15 protein-coding genes and 1 pseudogene are annotated in these 16,120 nt (G+C 61.5%); 5 read left to right on the forward strand and 11 right to left on the reverse strand.

Going from position 1 to position 16,120, the window contains the following annotated elements:
- The first annotated feature begins 27 nt into the window (after window positions 1-27).
- The 3 genes from coaBC (at window position 28) to ACK2VC_RS04670 (ending at window position 2,856) form a co-directional block, all read left to right on the forward strand.
- Window positions 28-1,224, forward strand: a complete 1,197-nt coding sequence (gene coaBC / locus ACK2VC_RS04660) for a bifunctional phosphopantothenoylcysteine decarboxylase/phosphopantothenate--cysteine ligase CoaBC (RefSeq protein WP_486732432.1) — start codon at window positions 28-30, stop codon at window positions 1,222-1,224.
- A gap of 68 nt (window positions 1,225-1,292) precedes the next feature.
- The gene (dut, locus tag ACK2VC_RS04665) at window positions 1,293-1,742 is read left to right on the forward strand and encodes a dUTP diphosphatase (protein WP_486732433.1); all 450 of its coding nucleotides are present in this window, start codon (window positions 1,293-1,295) and stop codon (window positions 1,740-1,742) included.
- 13 nt (window positions 1,743-1,755) lie between these two features.
- The gene (locus ACK2VC_RS04670; protein WP_486732434.1) at window positions 1,756-2,856 is read left to right on the forward strand and encodes a M48 family metalloprotease; all 1,101 of its coding nucleotides are present in this window, start codon (window positions 1,756-1,758) and stop codon (window positions 2,854-2,856) included.
- 275 nt (window positions 2,857-3,131) lie between these two features.
- Here ACK2VC_RS04670 and clpA read toward each other — a convergent pair whose 3' ends face one another.
- Both clpA and clpS read right to left on the reverse strand, forming a co-directional pair.
- Window positions 3,132-5,432, reverse strand: a complete 2,301-nt coding sequence (gene clpA, locus ACK2VC_RS04675) for an ATP-dependent Clp protease ATP-binding subunit ClpA (protein WP_486732435.1) — start codon at window positions 5,430-5,432, stop codon at window positions 3,132-3,134.
- Entirely contained in the window at window positions 5,429-5,737 is a 309-nt protein-coding gene (clpS, locus tag ACK2VC_RS04680) for an ATP-dependent Clp protease adapter ClpS (RefSeq protein ID WP_486732436.1), read from the reverse strand. Before clpS ends, clpA begins: the two co-directional genes overlap by 4 nt.
- A gap of 357 nt (window positions 5,738-6,094) precedes the next feature.
- On the opposite strand from clpS, the gene cspE reads away from it, so the two are divergent.
- Window positions 6,095-6,298 (forward strand): transcription antiterminator/RNA stability regulator CspE, encoded by a 204-nt coding sequence (cspE, locus tag ACK2VC_RS04685; RefSeq protein ID WP_057292838.1) that lies wholly within the window; start codon window positions 6,095-6,097, stop codon window positions 6,296-6,298.
- Between the two features lie 141 nt (window positions 6,299-6,439).
- On the opposite strand, the gene icd is transcribed toward cspE, so the two are convergent.
- Window positions 6,440-7,693, reverse strand: coding sequence for an NADP-dependent isocitrate dehydrogenase (gene icd / locus ACK2VC_RS04690; RefSeq protein WP_486732437.1), 1,254 nt, complete (start codon window positions 7,691-7,693; stop codon window positions 6,440-6,442).
- A 166-nt stretch (window positions 7,694-7,859) separates the two neighbouring features.
- On the opposite strand from icd, the gene ACK2VC_RS04695 reads away from it, so the two are divergent.
- Entirely contained in the window at window positions 7,860-8,489 is a 630-nt protein-coding gene (locus tag ACK2VC_RS04695) for a pseudouridine synthase (RefSeq protein ID WP_486732438.1), read from the forward strand.
- Between the two features lie 55 nt (window positions 8,490-8,544).
- On the opposite strand, the gene ACK2VC_RS04700 is transcribed toward ACK2VC_RS04695, so the two are convergent.
- The 8 genes and pseudogenes from ACK2VC_RS04700 to ACK2VC_RS04735 all read right to left on the reverse strand — a co-directional run bounded on the left by ACK2VC_RS04700 (window position 8,545) and on the right by ACK2VC_RS04735 (window position 15,879).
- On the reverse strand, window positions 8,545-9,747 hold the full coding sequence (locus ACK2VC_RS04700; RefSeq protein WP_486732439.1) for a DesA family fatty acid desaturase: 1,203 nt from the start codon (window positions 9,745-9,747) through the stop codon (window positions 8,545-8,547).
- Between the two features lie 86 nt (window positions 9,748-9,833).
- Window positions 9,834-11,156: a mechanosensitive ion channel family protein gene (locus ACK2VC_RS04705; RefSeq protein ID WP_486732440.1), complete on the reverse strand. Its 1,323-nt coding sequence runs from the start codon at window positions 11,154-11,156 to the stop codon at window positions 9,834-9,836.
- Window positions 11,157-11,163: 7 nt separating this feature from the next.
- Complete coding sequence (locus tag ACK2VC_RS04710; protein WP_486732441.1) at window positions 11,164-11,733, reverse strand: phospholipase D family nuclease; 570 nt, start codon at window positions 11,731-11,733, stop codon at window positions 11,164-11,166.
- Entirely contained in the window at window positions 11,730-12,983 is a 1,254-nt protein-coding gene (locus ACK2VC_RS04715) for an RsmB/NOP family class I SAM-dependent RNA methyltransferase (RefSeq protein WP_486732442.1), read from the reverse strand. The genes ACK2VC_RS04710 and ACK2VC_RS04715 overlap by 4 nt, the downstream gene beginning before the upstream one ends.
- Window positions 12,980-13,639: a phosphoribosylglycinamide formyltransferase gene (purN, locus tag ACK2VC_RS04720; RefSeq protein WP_486732443.1), complete on the reverse strand. Its 660-nt coding sequence runs from the start codon at window positions 13,637-13,639 to the stop codon at window positions 12,980-12,982. The genes ACK2VC_RS04715 and purN overlap by 4 nt, the downstream gene beginning before the upstream one ends.
- Window positions 13,640-13,721: 82 nt before the next feature.
- Window positions 13,722-14,129: pseudogene (locus ACK2VC_RS04725) on the reverse strand (barstar family protein); the annotation flags it as partial.
- Window positions 14,130-14,190: 61 nt separating this feature from the next.
- The gene (locus tag ACK2VC_RS04730) at window positions 14,191-14,568 is read right to left on the reverse strand and encodes a ribonuclease (protein ID WP_486732444.1); all 378 of its coding nucleotides are present in this window, start codon (window positions 14,566-14,568) and stop codon (window positions 14,191-14,193) included.
- A gap of 141 nt (window positions 14,569-14,709) precedes the next feature.
- Window positions 14,710-15,879: a patatin-like phospholipase family protein gene (locus ACK2VC_RS04735; RefSeq protein ID WP_486732445.1), complete on the reverse strand. Its 1,170-nt coding sequence runs from the start codon at window positions 15,877-15,879 to the stop codon at window positions 14,710-14,712.
- Window positions 15,880-16,120: the final 241 nt, after the last annotated feature.

Genomic DNA, 16,120 nt, shown 5'->3' on the forward strand with positions numbered 1-16,120 from the left:
TTGCGCGACGCCATTTCAGGATTTCACATGGACCTCGCTGGCAAGAAAATCATTCTGGGACTCTCCGGTGGCATTGCCTGCTACAAGGCGGCCGAGTTCACGCGCGCGCTGACCGGCGCCGGCGCCACGGTGCAGGTGCTGATGACGCAGGCCGCCACCCGCTTCATCACGCCGGTGACGATGCAGGCCCTGTCGGGCCATCCGGTGTATGCCGACCAGTGGGATGCGCGCATCGACAACAACATGCCGCACATCGACCTGACGCGCGGCGCCGATGCGATCGTGATTGCGCCCTGCTCCGCCGATTTCATGGCCAAGCTGGCGCACGGCGCCTGTGACGACCTGCTGTCGACGCTGTGCGTGGCGCGGCCGGCGACGCTGCCGCTGTTGATCGCGCCGGCGATGAACGTCGAGATGTGGCAAAACCCGGCCACCCGGCGCAACGCTGCGACTCTGGCCGCGGACGGCATCGGCATCCTGGGGCCGGACGCCGGCCAGCAAGCCTGTGGCGAAACTGGCATGGGGCGCATGCTGGAGCCGGAACAATTGCTGGAGGAAGTGATCGCCGCGTTCCAGCCCAAGCTGTTGGCCGGCAAGCGCGTGCTGCTCACCGCCGGCCCCACCTTCGAGCCGATCGACCCGGTGCGCGGCCTCACCAATCTATCCTCGGGCAAGATGGGTTACGCGCTGGCGCGCGCCGCGCGCGAAGCCGGCGCCGAAGTCACGCTGGTGTCCGGCCCGACCGCCTTGCCGACGCCGTACCGGGTGCAGCGCATCGACGTCCAGACCGCGCGGCAGATGCACGACATGGTGATGGCGCACGTGCCGGGGCAGGACGTGTTCATCGCCGTCGCCGCCGTGGCCGACTGGCGCGTCGCCAACGCCAGCGCGCAGAAGCTGAAAAAGAATGCTGAGGGCGCTCCACCTGAACTGCGCTTCGAGCAAAATCCCGATATCCTGGCCGCGGTTGCGCAACTCCCGAACAAGCCCTACTGCGTCGGCTTTGCCGCCGAATCGGAAAACCTGCTGCAGTATGGCGAGGCCAAGCGCGTGCAAAAAGGCGTTCCGCTCCTGGTCGGCAATATCGGCCACCAAACCTTCGGCCGCGACGACAACGAACTGGTCCTGTTCGACGATCACGGCCACAGCCAACTGCCGCGCGCTCAGAAACAACAGCTCGCGCGGCAGTTGATCGGCGAAATCGCGCGGCGGCTGCAAACCTGACCGGTTCGCCGGCTGCGCTGTCGTCCACTGCAAATCCGCGCGGAATTCCGCGCGCCATCCAAGAACATATGAAAACCATAGACCTCAAGATTCTCGACCCCCGCATGCAGGACTGCCTGCCGGCCTATGCCACCGCCGGCAGCGCCGGCCTCGACCTGCGCGCCTGTATCGACGCCCCGCTCACCATCCGGCCGGGCGAGACGCACCTGGTCGCGACCGGGCTGGCGATCCACATCGCCGACCCCGGCTACGCCGCCATGATCCTGCCGCGCAGCGGGCTCGGCCACAAGCACGGCATCGTGCTGGGGAACCTGGTGGGCCTGATCGACTCCGATTACCAGGGCCAGTTGATGGTATCGACCTGGAACCGCGGACAAGCCGCCTTCACGCTGGAGCCGATGGAGCGGCTGGCGCAACTGGTGATCGTGCCGACGCTGCAAGTCGGCTTCAACGTAGTGGAAGAATTTGGTGTCAGCCAACGCGGTGCCGGCGGTTTCGGCAGCACCGGCACGCGCTGAGGAGGAGATCGACATGATGAAGCTGGCCGAGGCCGGGCGATCCGGAGCGGGAAAAGCGAGACTCGGGATCGCATGGCGGCACAGCGTACTGCTGGCGGCCATGCTGCTGGCGGCGTGCGCCACGCCAGCACCGCCGACGCCGTCGTCAGGCGAGCCCAGCCCGGTGGCGTCGCCTGCAGTTGACAGCGCGCAGCAGAAAGAACTGCGCGACCTGGTGGCGCTGCAGGATCGCCTGTATAACGTATCCGCGCCGCTGCTGGTCAACAACGCGCCTTTGTGCGAAAAAAACGCGCGCAAGCTGTTCGGATTCACCGCGAAAACCCGCTATTCCTACTCCAGCGAATTTGTCGCCGCCGCACACGGCGTGTTGGGCTTGGGCGAGCGGCTACAGGTCACCGGGCTGCTGCCGGCTTCCGGCGCGGCGGCGGCCGGCGTGCGGCGCGGCGACATCCTGCTGGCGGTTGACGGCCAGCCGATGCCGCAAGGCCCGGATGCGGAGCGGGCAGCGGCCACCATGCTGGGGCCGATCGTGGCCGCGCGTTCCAGCGTCAACCTCAGCTTGCTGCGCAACGGCGCCAACCTGACGCTGAACGTGCCGCTGACGCGGGCCTGCGCCTTCGGCGTCGAACTCGGCAATAGCGACAACGTCAACGCCTATGCGGACGGACGGCGCGTGCTGATCACGCGCGGCATGATGAATTTCGCGCAATCGGATCAGGAACTGGCCTACCTGCTGGCCAAGGAAATGGCGCACAACACGCTGGCGCATGCGCATCGGCTGAAGATGAGCGCGACCGTCAGCGGCATCATCGACAACCTGATCCAGCTCCATCCCGACATGACGACGATGGGCGGCAGCGGCGGCATCAAGACCTACAGCGGCGAGCAGGATGCCAGCGCCCACGCGCTGGCGCTGTACATGGCCGCGCGCGCCGGCTACAGCGTCGACCAGGCGCCCGCTTTCTGGAAGCGGCTGGCGAGCCGCTTCCCGCCGACGGTAGCCAACGGCTATACCGCGATCCATCCCTCCACCGGCAGCCAGTTGCCGACAATAGAAAAAACGGTGGCCGAAATCAGGGCCAAACAGGCGGCCGGCAAGCCGCTGGTGCCGTGAACCGCGGCGAGAATTCATTCGCACCCGCGCCGATTCACCGGCCTGCGTCAATATAACGTAGAGTATATTGATAAATCGTATATTTTTCGGGCGATCTTTGCACCAGATATAGGGAGTATTTGATGCAATGAGACCGCTAAGACAAGCCTGAGCGGAACTCCCAGACGGCGCCGATCCACAGGAATGCGCGACCGCGGCGCTTGGCATGCCGTATTCCCACCGCGAAAAAAAAGCCCGAAGCGCGCAGGCGTTCGGGCTTTCTTGCTGGTGCGAAGCTACTCCACCTCGACCGTTTCCTCCGGTGCGGCGGGCGGCGCCGCATCCTTCTCCGGAAACTCGAGCCGAACCTGGTCTTTTTCGTCCAGGTCCACTGTCACCCGGCCGCCGTTGACCAGCTTGCCGAACAGCAGTTCGTCGGCCAGCGCCTTGCGGATCATGTCCTGGATCAGGCGCGCCATCGGCCGCGCGCCCATGGTCGGATCGAACCCCTTGCGCGCCAGGAAACGGCGCAGGTTTTCGCTGAACACCGCCTCGACTTTCTTCTCATGCAACTGTTCTTCCAGTTGCATCAGGAACTTGTCCACCACGCGCAGGATGATTTCCTCGTCCAGTGCCTTGAAGCTGATGATGGCATCGATTCGATTGCGAAATTCCGGCGTGAACATGCGCTTGATGTCGGCCATTTCGTCGCCGGCTTCCTTCTTGTCGGTGAAGCCGATCGAACGCTTCTGCAGGCTTTCGGCGCCGGCATTGGTGGTCATGATGATGATCACGTTGCGGAAATCCGCCTTGCGACCGTTGTTGTCGGTCAGCGTGCCGTGGTCCATCACCTGCAGCAGGATGTTGAAGATGTCCGGATGCGCCTTTTCGATTTCATCCAGCAGCAGCACCGCGTGCGGCTTCTTGGTGACGGCTTCGGTCAACAGGCCACCCTGATCGAAGCCGACATAGCCCGGCGGCGCCCCGATCAGGCGGCTCACCGCATGCCGTTCCATGTATTCCGACATGTCGAAGCGGATCAGCTCGATGCCGAGAATGAAAGCCAGCTGTTTCGCCACCTCGGTCTTGCCGACCCCGGTCGGACCGGAGAACAGGAAGGAGCCGATCGGCTTGTCGGTCTTGCCGAGGCCGGCGCGCGCCATCTTGATCGCCGAAGCCAGCGCGTCGATCGCCGGCTCCTGGCCGAACACCACGTTCTTCAAATCGCGGTCGATCGTCTGCAACTTGCTGCGGTCGTCCTGATTCACCGATTGCGGCGGAATGCGGGCGATCTTCGAGATGATGTCTTCGATCTCGGCCTTGCCGATGGTTTTTTTCTGCTTCGATTTCGGCAGCACGCGCTGGGCCGCACCCGCTTCATCGATGACGTCGATCGCCTTGTCCGGCAAATGGCGGTCGTTGATGAAGCGCGCCGCCAACTCGGCCGCCGAGGTCAGCGCCGACGCCGAATACTTGATGCCGTGATGTTCTTCGAAACGCGACTTCAGGCCACGCAGGATCTGCACCGTCTGCTCGACGCTCGGCTCATTCACATCGATTTTCTGGAAGCGGCGCGCCAGCGCGTGATCCTTTTCGAACACGCCGCGAAACTCGGTGTAGGTGGTGGCACCGATGCATTTCAACTGGCCGGAAGACAACGCCGGCTTCAACAGATTGGACGCATCGAGCGTGCCGCCGGAGGCCGATCCGGCGCCGATGATGGTGTGGATTTCGTCGATGAACAGGATGCCGTGCGGGCTGTCCTTCAATTGCTTCAGCACCGCTTTCAGCCGCTGCTCGAAATCGCCGCGGTATTTGGTTCCGGCCAGCAGCGCGCCCATGTCGAGCGAATAGACGATCGCATCCTGCAGGATCTCGGGCACGTCCTTTTGCGTGATACGCCAGGCCAGGCCTTCGGCGATCGCAGTCTTGCCGACCCCCGCTTCGCCGACCAGCAGCGGATTGTTCTTGCGGCGCCGGCACAAGGTCTGGATCACGCGCTCGACCTCCGCTTCGCGGCCGATCAACGGGTCGATCTTGCCCTCGATCGCCAGGCGGTTCAGGTTTTGCGTGAACTGGTCGAGCGGGCTTTCCTTCTGCTGGCCTTCGGCTGCAACCTCTTCCGCGCCTTCCGAGGATTTTTGCGCGTCGGCCTGTTGATCCTTGCGCACTCCGTGCGAAATGAAGTTGACCACATCCAGCCGCGTCACGCCCTGCTGATGCAGGTAATACACCGCGTGCGAATCCTTCTCGCCGAAGATCGCCACCAGCACGTTGGCGCCGGTGACCTCCTTCTTGCCGTTGGAGGCCGACTGCACGTGCATGATGGCGCGCTGGATCACCCGCTGAAAACCGAGCGTCGGCTGGGTATCCACTTCGTTGGTGCCGGGGACGGTCGGCGTGTTGTCGGCGACGAAGTTGGACAGCGCCTTGCGCAGGTCGTCGATATTGACTGCGCAGGCGCGCAGCACCTCGGCCGCCGAAGGATTGTCCAGCAATGCCAGCAGCAGGTGCTCGACGGTGATGAATTCGTGGCGCGATTGCCGGGCTTCGACAAAGGCCATGTGTAAACTAACTTCCAGTTCTTGCGCAATCATGCTTCCTCCATCACGCATTGCAGGGGGTGCCCTGCATTCCGGGCGTGGGTCAAGACAAGTTTAACTTTGGTGGATGCGATATCTTTCGGATAGACCCCACATATACCCTTTCCGTCACGGTGCACCTTGAGCATAATTTGCGTCGCAGCTTCGCGGTCCTTGTTGAAGTATTCCTGAATAATGGCCACGACAAACTCCATGGGAGTGTAATCGTCATTCAGCAACAGAACTTGATACATGGGGGGCGGCGCAAGTTTTTTCTCCTGCCGCGTCAGGACGGTATCTGTCTCTTGCCTGGTTGCCATGCGTCTTCTGCTTTAAAACCATTCAATATCTACGCCATCCGGTACCGGATAACGCGCTCGTCGATTGATGCTCGTTGATTGATACTACGCGTTTTCCCGACGGTGTGCAGATGATGTTCGAAACGGCCAAAATCAAGGCCTGAATCAGGACTTGCATCAAGGTCTGGATGGAAGTGACCTTTTTGACAAAGAAAGTTGCTTGACTTTTCAAATTTTAGCGCAAACAATGGCCACGTATTGATAGATGACGAGTTGGCTACTATCAATAAAGAGAGCACATTGTTGTAAGAAGTCCCGTTACGCGAGGCTTTTTGCTCCTGCGGCTCGTGTGATTGTTCTTATTTGAAAGACGCTTTTATGGCAACAGGTACCGTCAAGTGGTTTAACGACTCGAAAGGTTTCGGCTTCATTACTCCCGATGATGGCGGTGAGGATTTGTTTGCACACTTTTCCGCAATCCAGATGAACGGCTTCAAGACCCTCAAAGAAGGCCAAAAAGTCAGTTTCGAAGTCACGCAAGGCCCCAAGGGCAAGCAAGCTTCCAACATTCAAGCTCCTTGATCCGCACGGGTTAAGGCGTTTAAAAAGCCCCGCGTTGCGGGGCTTTTTTATTGCCGGTTTTTTATTTCAGAGTACCAACAAAAAAAGCGCCGGACTGGATCGCCAGCCCGACGCTTCTTTACTTCTACCGCTGGGAAATTTTTACATATTGGCGATCATGACATCGCCGAAGCCCGAGCACGAAACCTGGGTCGCGCCTTCCATCAGGCGGGCGAAATCGTAGGTCACTTTTTTCGACGAAATCGAGGTCTGCATCGATTCGATGATCAGGTCGGCCGCTTCGGTCCAGCCCATGTGGCGCAACATCATTTCCGCCGACAGAATCAGCGAACCCGGATTGACGTAATCCTTACCCGCATATTTCGGCGCAGTACCGTGGGTGGCCTCGAACATCGCGATCGAATCGGACAGGTTGGCGCCGGGAGCGATGCCGATGCCGCCGACCTGCGCCGCCAGCGCGTCGGAAATATAGTCGCCGTTCAGGTTCAGGGTCGCGATCACGCTGTATTCGTTCGGGCGCAGCAGGATTTGCTGCAGGAAAGCATCCGCGATCGAATCCTTGACGATGATTTCATGGCCGGTCTTCGGATTCTTGAACTTGCACCATGGGCCGCCATCGACCAGCTCGGCGCCGAATTCCTTTTGCGCCAGCGCATAGGCCCAGTCGCGGAAGCCGCCTTCGGTGTACTTCATGATGTTGCCTTTGTGCACGATCGTCACCGACGGCTTGTCGTTGTCGATCGCATACTGGATCGCCTTGCGCATCAAGCGCTCGGTACCCTGGCGCGACACCGGCTTGACGCCGATGCCGGAAGTTTCCGGGAAGCGGATCTTGCTGACGCCCATTTCCTTGATCAGGAAATTGATTAGCTTCTTAGCGCCTTCCGAGCCTTCCTGCCACTCGATGCCGGCGTAGATGTCTTCCGAATTTTCACGGAAGATCACCATGTCGGTTTTTTCCGGTTCGCGCACCGGCGACGGCACGCCCTTGAAGTAGCGCACCGGACGCAGGCAGACATACAGGTCGAGCTGCTGGCGCAGCGCCACGTTCAGCGAGCGGATGCCGCCGCCGACCGGGGTCGTCAGCGGCCCCTTGATCGACACCACGTAATCCTTCAGCGCGTCCAGGGTTTCCTGCGGCAGCCAGACATCCGGACCATACACCTTGGTCGATTTCTCGCCGGCGTAGATTTCCATCCAGCTGATCTTGCGCTTGCCGCCGTAAGCCTTGGCTACCGCCGCATCCACCACCTTGATCATGACCGGGCTGATGTCGACCCCGGTACCGTCTCCCTCGATGTAGGGCACAACCGGATTGTCTGGTACATTCAGCGAAAAGTCGGTGTTGACGGTAATTTTCTTGCCTTCGGCAGGCACCTTGATATGTTGATACATCGTTGTCTCTCCAGAGAAGCGGCAAAAGGTGATGGGGATGTCGGCGCTGTGCTGACGCTATTTCAAATTTGTTAATGAAATTCAATCTTATATAAGACATAAGACCAGAATTTCATATTATGCACCAGTATTTTACTGTGCGCCATGTTTTTAGACGCCCTTCAGTATGCCCCTCATTCTATTCAATAAACCCTGCGGGGTCATGTGCCAGTTCTCGCCGCATCCGACGCGGCCGACTTTGGCCGACTATCTCGACCTGCCCGGTATTTATCCGGCCGGGCGGCTGGATGCCGACAGCGAAGGCTTGCTGCTGCTGACGGATGATGGCCGCCTGCAGCACGGCATCAGCCACCCCGAGCATAAGCAGGCCAAGACCTATCTGGCGCAAGTCGATGGGGTGCCGGATGCCAACAGCCTGGCGCGCCTGCAGGCGCCGCTGGATCTGGGCGACTTCGTCACACTGCCGTGCAGCGCCCGCCAAGTCGAGGCTCCGGAATGGCTCTGGCCACGCCAGCCGCCGATCCGACAACGGCTGGATAAACCGGTGAGCTGGCTGTCCATTACGCTAACCGAGGGCAAGAATCGCCAGGTGCGGCGAATGACGGCGGCAGTCGGCTTGCCGACGCTCAGGCTGATTCGCATCGCCATCGGCCCGTATACGCTGGTCCGCTACCCGCTCCATCCGGGCGAATGGCGCGCAGTCCCGGCGGCCGAACTGGGAATTCCCGAACACTCCAATCCGCGGCGGCGCAACCCATCCCCGGCCTCCACCGCACGAACCCGGCGCACCAAATGAAAAACGCGACGAAAGTTCGTCGCGTTTTCTTCATCGAGTACTGGGAGCGGCAAGTTCAGGCATAGCTGCGCAAACGCAGCGAGAAATCACGCAAGGCCTGAATCCCCGACGCTTCGGCGCGTGCGCACCAATCCTGCAAATGCTGCAGCAACTGCTCGGGCGTCAGATGCGAGCGGCTCCACAGCGCCGCCAAGTCCGTCCGCATTTCGTGCAGGGTTTGCAGCGCCTGGCTATGCGCGAACAATGTGCTCAGTTGCTGCTGCTCGGGAGCTCCCAGGCGGTCAGGGGTACGGCACAGCAGCTTTCTGGACGACTTCAGCAAGTTCGCCTCGATCGTCCGACCCGCGGACAAACGCCTGCGTTCGTCGCGCCAGGTGCGCTGGAGCGATTTCGCGTACTTCGCCATCACGTCATAGCGATTGGCAATCACCGCCTGCAGCGTCTCGAAGTCGGCCACCCGCTTGGCACCATCGAAGCGCGGCACCGGCGCCAGCTTCTTCACCTGAGCCAGGCGAACGAATTCCAGCAGCCGGATATACATCCAGCCGATGTCGAATTCATACCACTTCGAGGATAGCCTGGCCGAACTGCCGAAGGTGTGATGATTATTATGCAACTCTTCGCCGCCGATCAGAATGCCGAGCGGAAAGATGTTGGTGGAGGCGTCCGCACAATCGTAGTTGCGATACCCCCAATAATGGCCGATGCCATTGATGACCCCGGCCGCCATCACCGGAATCCACAGCATCTGCACCGCCCACACCGTCAACCCGATGGCGCCGAACAACAGAACGTCGACGATCAGCAGCAGCCCCACGCCTTGCCAGGTGTATTTGCTGTAAAGATGATGCTCGATCCAGTCGTCGGGCGTGCCATGGCCGTATTTTGCTATCGTTTCACGATTCTTCGATTCGGCCCGATACAGTTCGGCGCCTTCCAGCAGCACCTTGCGAATGCCGCGCGTGACCGGGCTGTGCGGGTCTTCCGTCGTTTCACACTTGGCGTGATGCTTGCGGTGAATCGCCGCCCACTCCGTGGTGACCATGCCGGTCGTCAGCCATAGCCAGAAGCGGAAGAAATGGCTGGCAACCGGGTGCAGGTCGAGGGCGCGGTGCGCCTGCGAGCGATGCAGATAAATCGTTACGCCGGCGATCGTGATGTGCGTGGTCAGCAAGGTGTAAGCCAGAATTTGCCAGCCGCTGGCGGCCAGCGAGCCATGGATCAGGAAATCGACGGCGGCATCGGCAACGGTGTTCAATTTTCATGCTCCAAAATAATGCCGTCCAGCGGCAGGCGGCTGCGTCGACAACGGTTCAGCCCGGTTTTGATCGGATTGTACGCCGCCTAAAAAACCGAATCAGGGGCCGAGGAAGCAGGTGCCGCATCGCTCCTTTGGTCGCCGTCAATCAAACGCAGATCGCGCTTCGGGCGGGCGATCCGAATCTGGTGCGCCTTCAGCGTGCGCCAGACGGCACGGTTGACGTCCGACAGCACGTTCAGGCGGCCGTTCTCCGGATCGGTGATCCAGAATCCGATTTCCAGCTCCAATCCGTCCGGGCCAAACCGGATCAACAGCGCGCTGGGCGGAGTGATGCTGGAAACGCGCTCGATGCCGGCCACCGCATGCTCCAGTACCGACAGCAGGCTTTCGACATCGTGGCAGTACTCGATCACCAGTTGCGTCGAGAGCCGGATCGCGTGCTCGGACAGCGAGTGGTTTTGTACCGGTGTCAGGACAAACATCTCGTTGGGCACTGCCGATTCCACGCCGTCCAGGCCGCGCAGCACGGTATAGCGGGTGTTGATCTGGGCCACCTTTCCATAAAACTTGTCAACCGTGACCATGTCGCCGATTGCCATCCCGCGCTCCAGCAGGATGACGAAGCCCGACACGTAGTTGCTGGCGATTTTTTGCATGCCGAGGCCGAGCGCCACGCCCAGCGCGCCGCCGAAGACCGACAACACGGTGAGATCGATGCCGACCAGCGACAGGCTGATCAGGATCGCCACCAGCACCAGCAAGGCACGCGCCATCCTGGCCACCACGGTGCGCAACGACGAGTGCATGCCGTTCAATTGCATCAAGCGGTCTTCCAGCATGGCTCCGAGCCAGAATGCCAGGATCAGCGTCACGCTGACCGATGCCAACGCCTGCAGGATCGTCAGCGCGGAAATTTGATGACGCCCCACCGGCAATACGATCTGCTCCAGCTCATGCAGCAAATAGGGCCACAGGCCGGTGACATACAATGCGACGCCAACCCAGACCAGCACGGCGAGGAATTTTTCAAACGTCCGCAGGACGCGGCCCGGGGTGCCATCGCGGTCGAAGGCCCGCTGCAACACATAGAACATGAAGCGGATCAGGGCCAGCGATGCCACCAGCGGAATCACCAGCCGCAGCAAGTTGACGCGATGCGACTCGGCCAGCAAAGCCTTGGCGACGAAAATCAGGATCAGGATCAGCACCGGCGTCAGCACCCGGGCCAGGCTTTCAACGCCCAGGCGCACTACCCGCGGCTGCGCGACCGGGACGCTGAACACCTTGCGCAGCAGCCGCGACAGACCATAACCGAGCAAGCCGCACGCCAGCAGTGCGCCAACCTGCCAGACGATGCTGGGTGTATGGAATTCCCGGATCAGATTCGACAATAGACTGGAATACATGTCCGGCTCAGCGTCGGTAGGCGATGGCAGCGCGCTGGTGCCGCTCCCAGTTGGCAACGTACAGCGCGGTCAGTTCGGGATTGCCGCGCACTACCAGCACGTTCTCGGCGTTTTTGTGCGCCGCGGCCCAGGTGAAATTGAAGCTGCCGGTAATCAGTACCGGCGCGTTGCTGCCGCCGTCGATGATGACCACCTTGTTGTGCGCGTTCTGGAAATCGGTTTCCAGCGCGACCGGAATGCCGGCCTCGGCCAGCGTCAACGCTTGCGACGCCGGCACCTTGTCCAGTTGTTCGGCGTCCATCAGCACCTGCACGGCGACCCTCCGCCGATGGGCGCGAATCAGCGCCTGCGCCACGTTCTTGCTGGTCAGCAAATAGGCTTGCACCAGAACTTGCTGTTTGGCGGCGTCGATCGCATCGATAATCAGGCCTTCGATATCATTCCAGGGCGCAAACGCCGCCTGTATCGTGCCGCGCGCCGCGAGCGGCACCGGCAGCGGCTCAGCCGCATGCGCCGGCGCCATCGACACCAGCATCACCAGCCAGCCCAGCGCCCAACGAGCCGCGCGCACGCTCATCTGCGCTCAAGCACCGCGGCAAAGAAACCGTCGGTCTGGTGCGAATGCGGCAGCAGCTTCAGGTAGTCGCCCGTGTCCAGCGCGATCTTCTGCTCCGCCAGCACCTGCTGCATCGGCACCAGCACGAAATTCTCGTGGCTGGCCAGAAACTGGGCGACGATCGCCTCGTTTTCTTCATCCAGCAGACTGCAGGTGCCATACACCAGCCGGCCGCCGACTTTCAGCAGGCGGGCGGCGCTGGCCAGGATCGCGCTTTGCTTCAGATTCATCTCGGCCACTGTTGCCGGCGTTTGCCGCCACTTGACGTCAGGATTGCGGCGCAGCGTGCCCAGCCCGGTGCAGGGCGCGTCGACCAGCACGCGGTCGACCTTGCCCGCCAGGCGCTTGATCTTGGCATCGTTTTCGTGCGCGATCAGCACCGGATGCACGTTCGACAAGCCGCTTCTGGCGACGCGCGGCTTCATCTTCGCCAGGCGCTTGGCCGAGACGTCGAAGGCATACAGGCGGCCGGTATTGCGCATGGTCGCGCCCAACGCCAGCGTCTTGCCGCCGGCGCCGGCGCAAAAATCGACCACCATTTCGCCACGCCGCGCGCCCAGCACCTGCGCCAGCAACTGGCTGCCCTCGTCCTGCACCTCAACCACGCCATCCTTGAACAACGGCAGATTCTGGATCGACGGCTTCTTGACGATGCGAATCCCGAGCGGCGCATACGGCGTCGGCAGGCCGATGATCGGCGCCTCGGCCAATGCCGCGATCACTTCCTCGCGCGTCGCCTTCAGCGCGTTCACGCGCAAATCGAGCGCCGCCGGCGTATTCAGCGCCTCGGCCATGCGCAGCGTCTCCGCCTCGCCGTGGCATGCCACCAGCATCTCGAACAACCAGGACGGCAGGTTGGCGCGCAAGGCCGGCGGCAACTGCGTGCGGTCGATTTCGCCAACCCGCTGCAGCCACGCGGCTTCCTCTTCCGACAATCCGCCCAGCGCATCGGCGCCGACCGCGTCGGCCAGCCCCAGGAGCGCCAGCCGGCGCATCGCCGGCCCGTGGCCGGATTCGGCAAAATTGGTGTACACCGATTTGTTGCGCAGCAGGCCGTAGACGGCTTCGGCGATGACGCCGCGTTCGCGCGCGCCGAGGCGCGGATTTTCGCGAAAATAGCGCGACAAGGTGCCATCGGCCGGGCCGGTGAAACGCAGGATTTCGCGCAACACCTGCTCGGTATGCGTAGTCAGCGCGGGAGCTAGCCTCATGCGGTTCTTTCGTGTGCGCCGTCGACGCCAGCGGCAGCCGGGGCGGGCGGCGGTTCGACGATCCAGGCGCGATTCTGTTCGAGCCGCACCCGGCCTTCGACGAAGCTGCGCACTACCTGCGGATAAATCTCATGCTCGACGGCCAGCACGCGCGCCGCCAGCCGCGTCTCGTCGTCGTCGGCCAGCACCGGCACCGCCGCCTGCGCCACGATCGGGCCGCCATCCAGTTCCGAGGTGACGAAATGCACCGTGGCGCCATGCAGCTTGACGCCCGCCTGCAATGCCCGCCGGTGGGTCGCGAGTCCGGGAAAACTGGGCAGCAAGGAGGGATGGATATTCAACAGGCGGCCAGCGTAGTGCTCGGCGAACCCCGGCGTCAGTATCCGCATGAAGCCGGCCAGCACCACCAAATCGGGAGTATAGCCGTCAATCGCAGAAGACAAGGCGGAATCGAAGGCAGCTCGATCGGAGTATTGCTTGCTGACCACGACTGCGGTGGGAATTTGATGGGCGGCGGCGTATGCCAGTCCGTCGGCGTCGGCGCGGTTGCTGATGACGGCGACGATCTGCGCCGGCCAGCGCTCGGCGCGGGCGGCATCGACGATCGCCTGCATGTTGCTGCCGCGTCCGGAAATCAGGATAACAATGCGTTTCATGGCGCGCATTGTACCTGCTGCGGCGCCGATCAGCGCGATGCAAATCGGAACCTAGGTGCTCCGTTGCAAGAGGGAAATAATGTTACTGGAATGAATAAAAGACCCGAAATGCAATCTTTTTTTCAGCCCAGAAATCGGCGGCGTCGCGAAACACGTCCAGCAAGGTTTCGCGCGCTTCCTTGTCGAACTTGGGCGTATTCGGCAATTGCTCCAGCACCACCAGAAAACCGGACTGCGGGCCAGCCTTGTACGGCAGGTCGGTCAGGCAATCTGCCAGCGCGTCAAAATTCTTGCCGAAATGCCTCGGGAAACAAAACGCTTCGGCAATGGTTGCCAGCACCTGTTGCTTGGTGCTGGCCTCGGCACACCAGGCGTAGAGAAAGTGCTGGCCAAGATGGGCCGCCTCGGCTTGCAGGTCGACGGCGCGAAACGCGCGGATGGACTGCACGACGTTCGGCGGCACAGTTTTGAGTAAACTCATTTCTCCCTCGAATTTGACCATATTCATTGCGGCTATTTATTGTTGCGGACGGGACGCCGTCCGGCCTCCATTATTCTTGTATGCGCATGAACGTCACATAATGATTGTCGGTGTAATAATATTCGCCCGAAGTGGCCGGATCGCCCCCGCTGACGATCCGGCGCGCGCCACGGTTGCGGGCGCGCGGCGTTTTCACCGTATATTCATGATAGTAGCCACGCTTTTGGCGCGGCAGCAGCCCTTCGTAATTGCCGAAAACCACGCCATCCTTGGCATACGGAAAAGGACCGCCCTGCTTGATCAATGCCAGGGTTTTCCGGGCTTCGGGCGGCAAATTGCGCGCATGAATCGTCGCCAGTTCCGGCGCTGTCCTGGCAAAGGCGCCGGCGCACAACAGCCAGACCACCAGCAACAATAGATATTTTTTCAGCAACCGACCGTTCAACATCGTCTTTCGCGCGTTTTGTTGCCTTAAATATAATCAGAAAAACTACATCACGTAGGGTAACTTGTTGCTGAAAACGAATCAACAGATATGAAACAATTCCGATCCGCCCTCCGGATTAGCCATGCACGGCGCCCTGACTTCTCAGTCGGCGAAAAAATCGAGGATATCGGCGCGGCGTGCAAACGCATCCTTTTGTCCCAGCCGGATCAATTCGCAGGTGTAGCTGGCTTCGAACAGCAGGTAGGAGGCCAGCGCGCCGCCGCGCGCTTCGGTGGCGCCGATGCCGGCCAGCATCGCGTGAACCGGCCGCGGCAGGCTGCCGACGTGGCGGCTGGCGATGTCGTCCAGCCGCTCGGATGGTGCAATCAGCAGCATGTCGATCGGCCGCAACTGGGTGTTCTCCCGTTGCTCGGGAGTCAGCAGCGACAGCGTCTGGTTGATGCGCGACAGGCGTTCGATATCGACTGCGATGCTGTCCAGAAAAATGCTCGACATGGCATGGCCGGCGATCTGCGCCAGCGTCGGGTATGCCGGGAATGGCGCCACATCCAGCGTCGGCTCCATCAGGCGGCCGGCGCCGACCACGAAGATCTTGTTGGCGCCAAGGTGAATTGCCGGTGCGATCGGGGTCAGTTGGCGCATCGAACCATCGCCGAAATACTCGCGACGGCCGTCGCAGTAAATCGGCATCGCCGGAAAGATGAATGGAATCGCCGCCGAAGCCAGCAGATGATCGACCCCGATCTGGCCCTTGATGGCGCGGCGCTGGCTGCGCGTCCATTCCTGGATCTCGGCGTGGCTCTGATAAAAGGTGACGTGGTGGCCGCCGGTGTAGGACGAGGCGGTGACCGCCAGCGCCCGCAGCACGCCGCTGGTCAGGGCGGCGTCCAGGCGCGGCAAGTCGAGCAGGCGATGCAGCAGCGTCACCAGCGGCGTGTTGTCGAGCAGCGAACTGGGCGGTCGCGCATGCCACTTGCGCAACAGCCAGCCGAACGACAGCAGCGACAGCCAGCGCGCGCCAGTGCGCAGTACGCCCAACGAATCGGCGCGATATACCTGCTCCACCGAGAAATGCGACCAGACCTTCAGCAGCACCTCGATCCCTTCGGCGAAATCGTCGGCGCGACAGGCCAGCGCGGTGGCGTTGATGGCACCGGCCGAAGTACCGCAGATCACATCGAACGGGCTATGCTGCGGCGCCCAGCCAGCCTCGCGCACGATCGACGATACCGCCTGCAGCACACCAACCTGATAGGCTGCGCGGGCGCCGCCGCCGCTCAATACCAGCGCGGATTTGATTTGTTTCTTCATAACAAGAGATTAACAGGGCGCCGGTGCTTTGTGAATGCCAGGTGCAACTCGAGCACCGGCCGCCCGCTGCCGACCATCTGCCGGAAGCACGAATCGACTCTAGCCCGGCCCCTCAAGGCAGCATACTCCCATATATGACAAACAATACCGCTCATAATATGGAAGTATTTGCCACATACTCTACAAAATATTGGTAGGGGCTTGAGGCGACGTCACCAGTGGCCAGTGCGGCGGCCACGCG

It is taken from the genome of Herbaspirillum sp. WTB6 (assembly GCF_057457785.1).

Bases quoted from the DNA above. Each gene is read 5' to 3' on its own strand.
- cspE (WP_057292838.1), top strand. From the start codon at position 6,095: ATGGCAACAGGTACCGTCAAGTGGTTTAACGACTCGAAAGGTTTCGGC.
- ACK2VC_RS04715 (WP_486732442.1), bottom strand. From the start codon at position 12,983: ATGAGGCTAGCTCCCGCGCTGACTACGCATACCGAGCAGGTGTTGCGC.
- ACK2VC_RS04670 (WP_486732434.1), top strand. From the start codon at position 1,756: ATGATGAAGCTGGCCGAGGCCGGGCGATCCGGAGCGGGAAAAGCGAGA.
- coaBC (WP_486732432.1), top strand. From the start codon at position 28: ATGGACCTCGCTGGCAAGAAAATCATTCTGGGACTCTCCGGTGGCATT.
- ACK2VC_RS04695 (WP_486732438.1), top strand. From the start codon at position 7,860: ATGCCCCTCATTCTATTCAATAAACCCTGCGGGGTCATGTGCCAGTTC.
- ACK2VC_RS04730 (WP_486732444.1), bottom strand. From the start codon at position 14,568: ATGTTGAACGGTCGGTTGCTGAAAAAATATCTATTGTTGCTGGTGGTC.
- purN (WP_486732443.1), bottom strand. From the start codon at position 13,639: ATGAAACGCATTGTTATCCTGATTTCCGGACGCGGCAGCAACATGCAG.
- ACK2VC_RS04735 (WP_486732445.1), bottom strand. From the start codon at position 15,879: ATGAAGAAACAAATCAAATCCGCGCTGGTATTGAGCGGCGGCGGCGCC.
- icd (WP_486732437.1), bottom strand. From the start codon at position 7,693: ATGTATCAACATATCAAGGTGCCTGCCGAAGGCAAGAAAATTACCGTC.
- clpS (WP_486732436.1), bottom strand. From the start codon at position 5,737: ATGGCAACCAGGCAAGAGACAGATACCGTCCTGACGCGGCAGGAGAAA.
- ACK2VC_RS04710 (WP_486732441.1), bottom strand. From the start codon at position 11,733: ATGAGCGTGCGCGCGGCTCGTTGGGCGCTGGGCTGGCTGGTGATGCTG.
- ACK2VC_RS04705 (WP_486732440.1), bottom strand. From the start codon at position 11,156: ATGTATTCCAGTCTATTGTCGAATCTGATCCGGGAATTCCATACACCC.
- dut (WP_486732433.1), top strand. From the start codon at position 1,293: ATGAAAACCATAGACCTCAAGATTCTCGACCCCCGCATGCAGGACTGC.
- clpA (WP_486732435.1), bottom strand. From the start codon at position 5,432: ATGATTGCGCAAGAACTGGAAGTTAGTTTACACATGGCCTTTGTCGAA.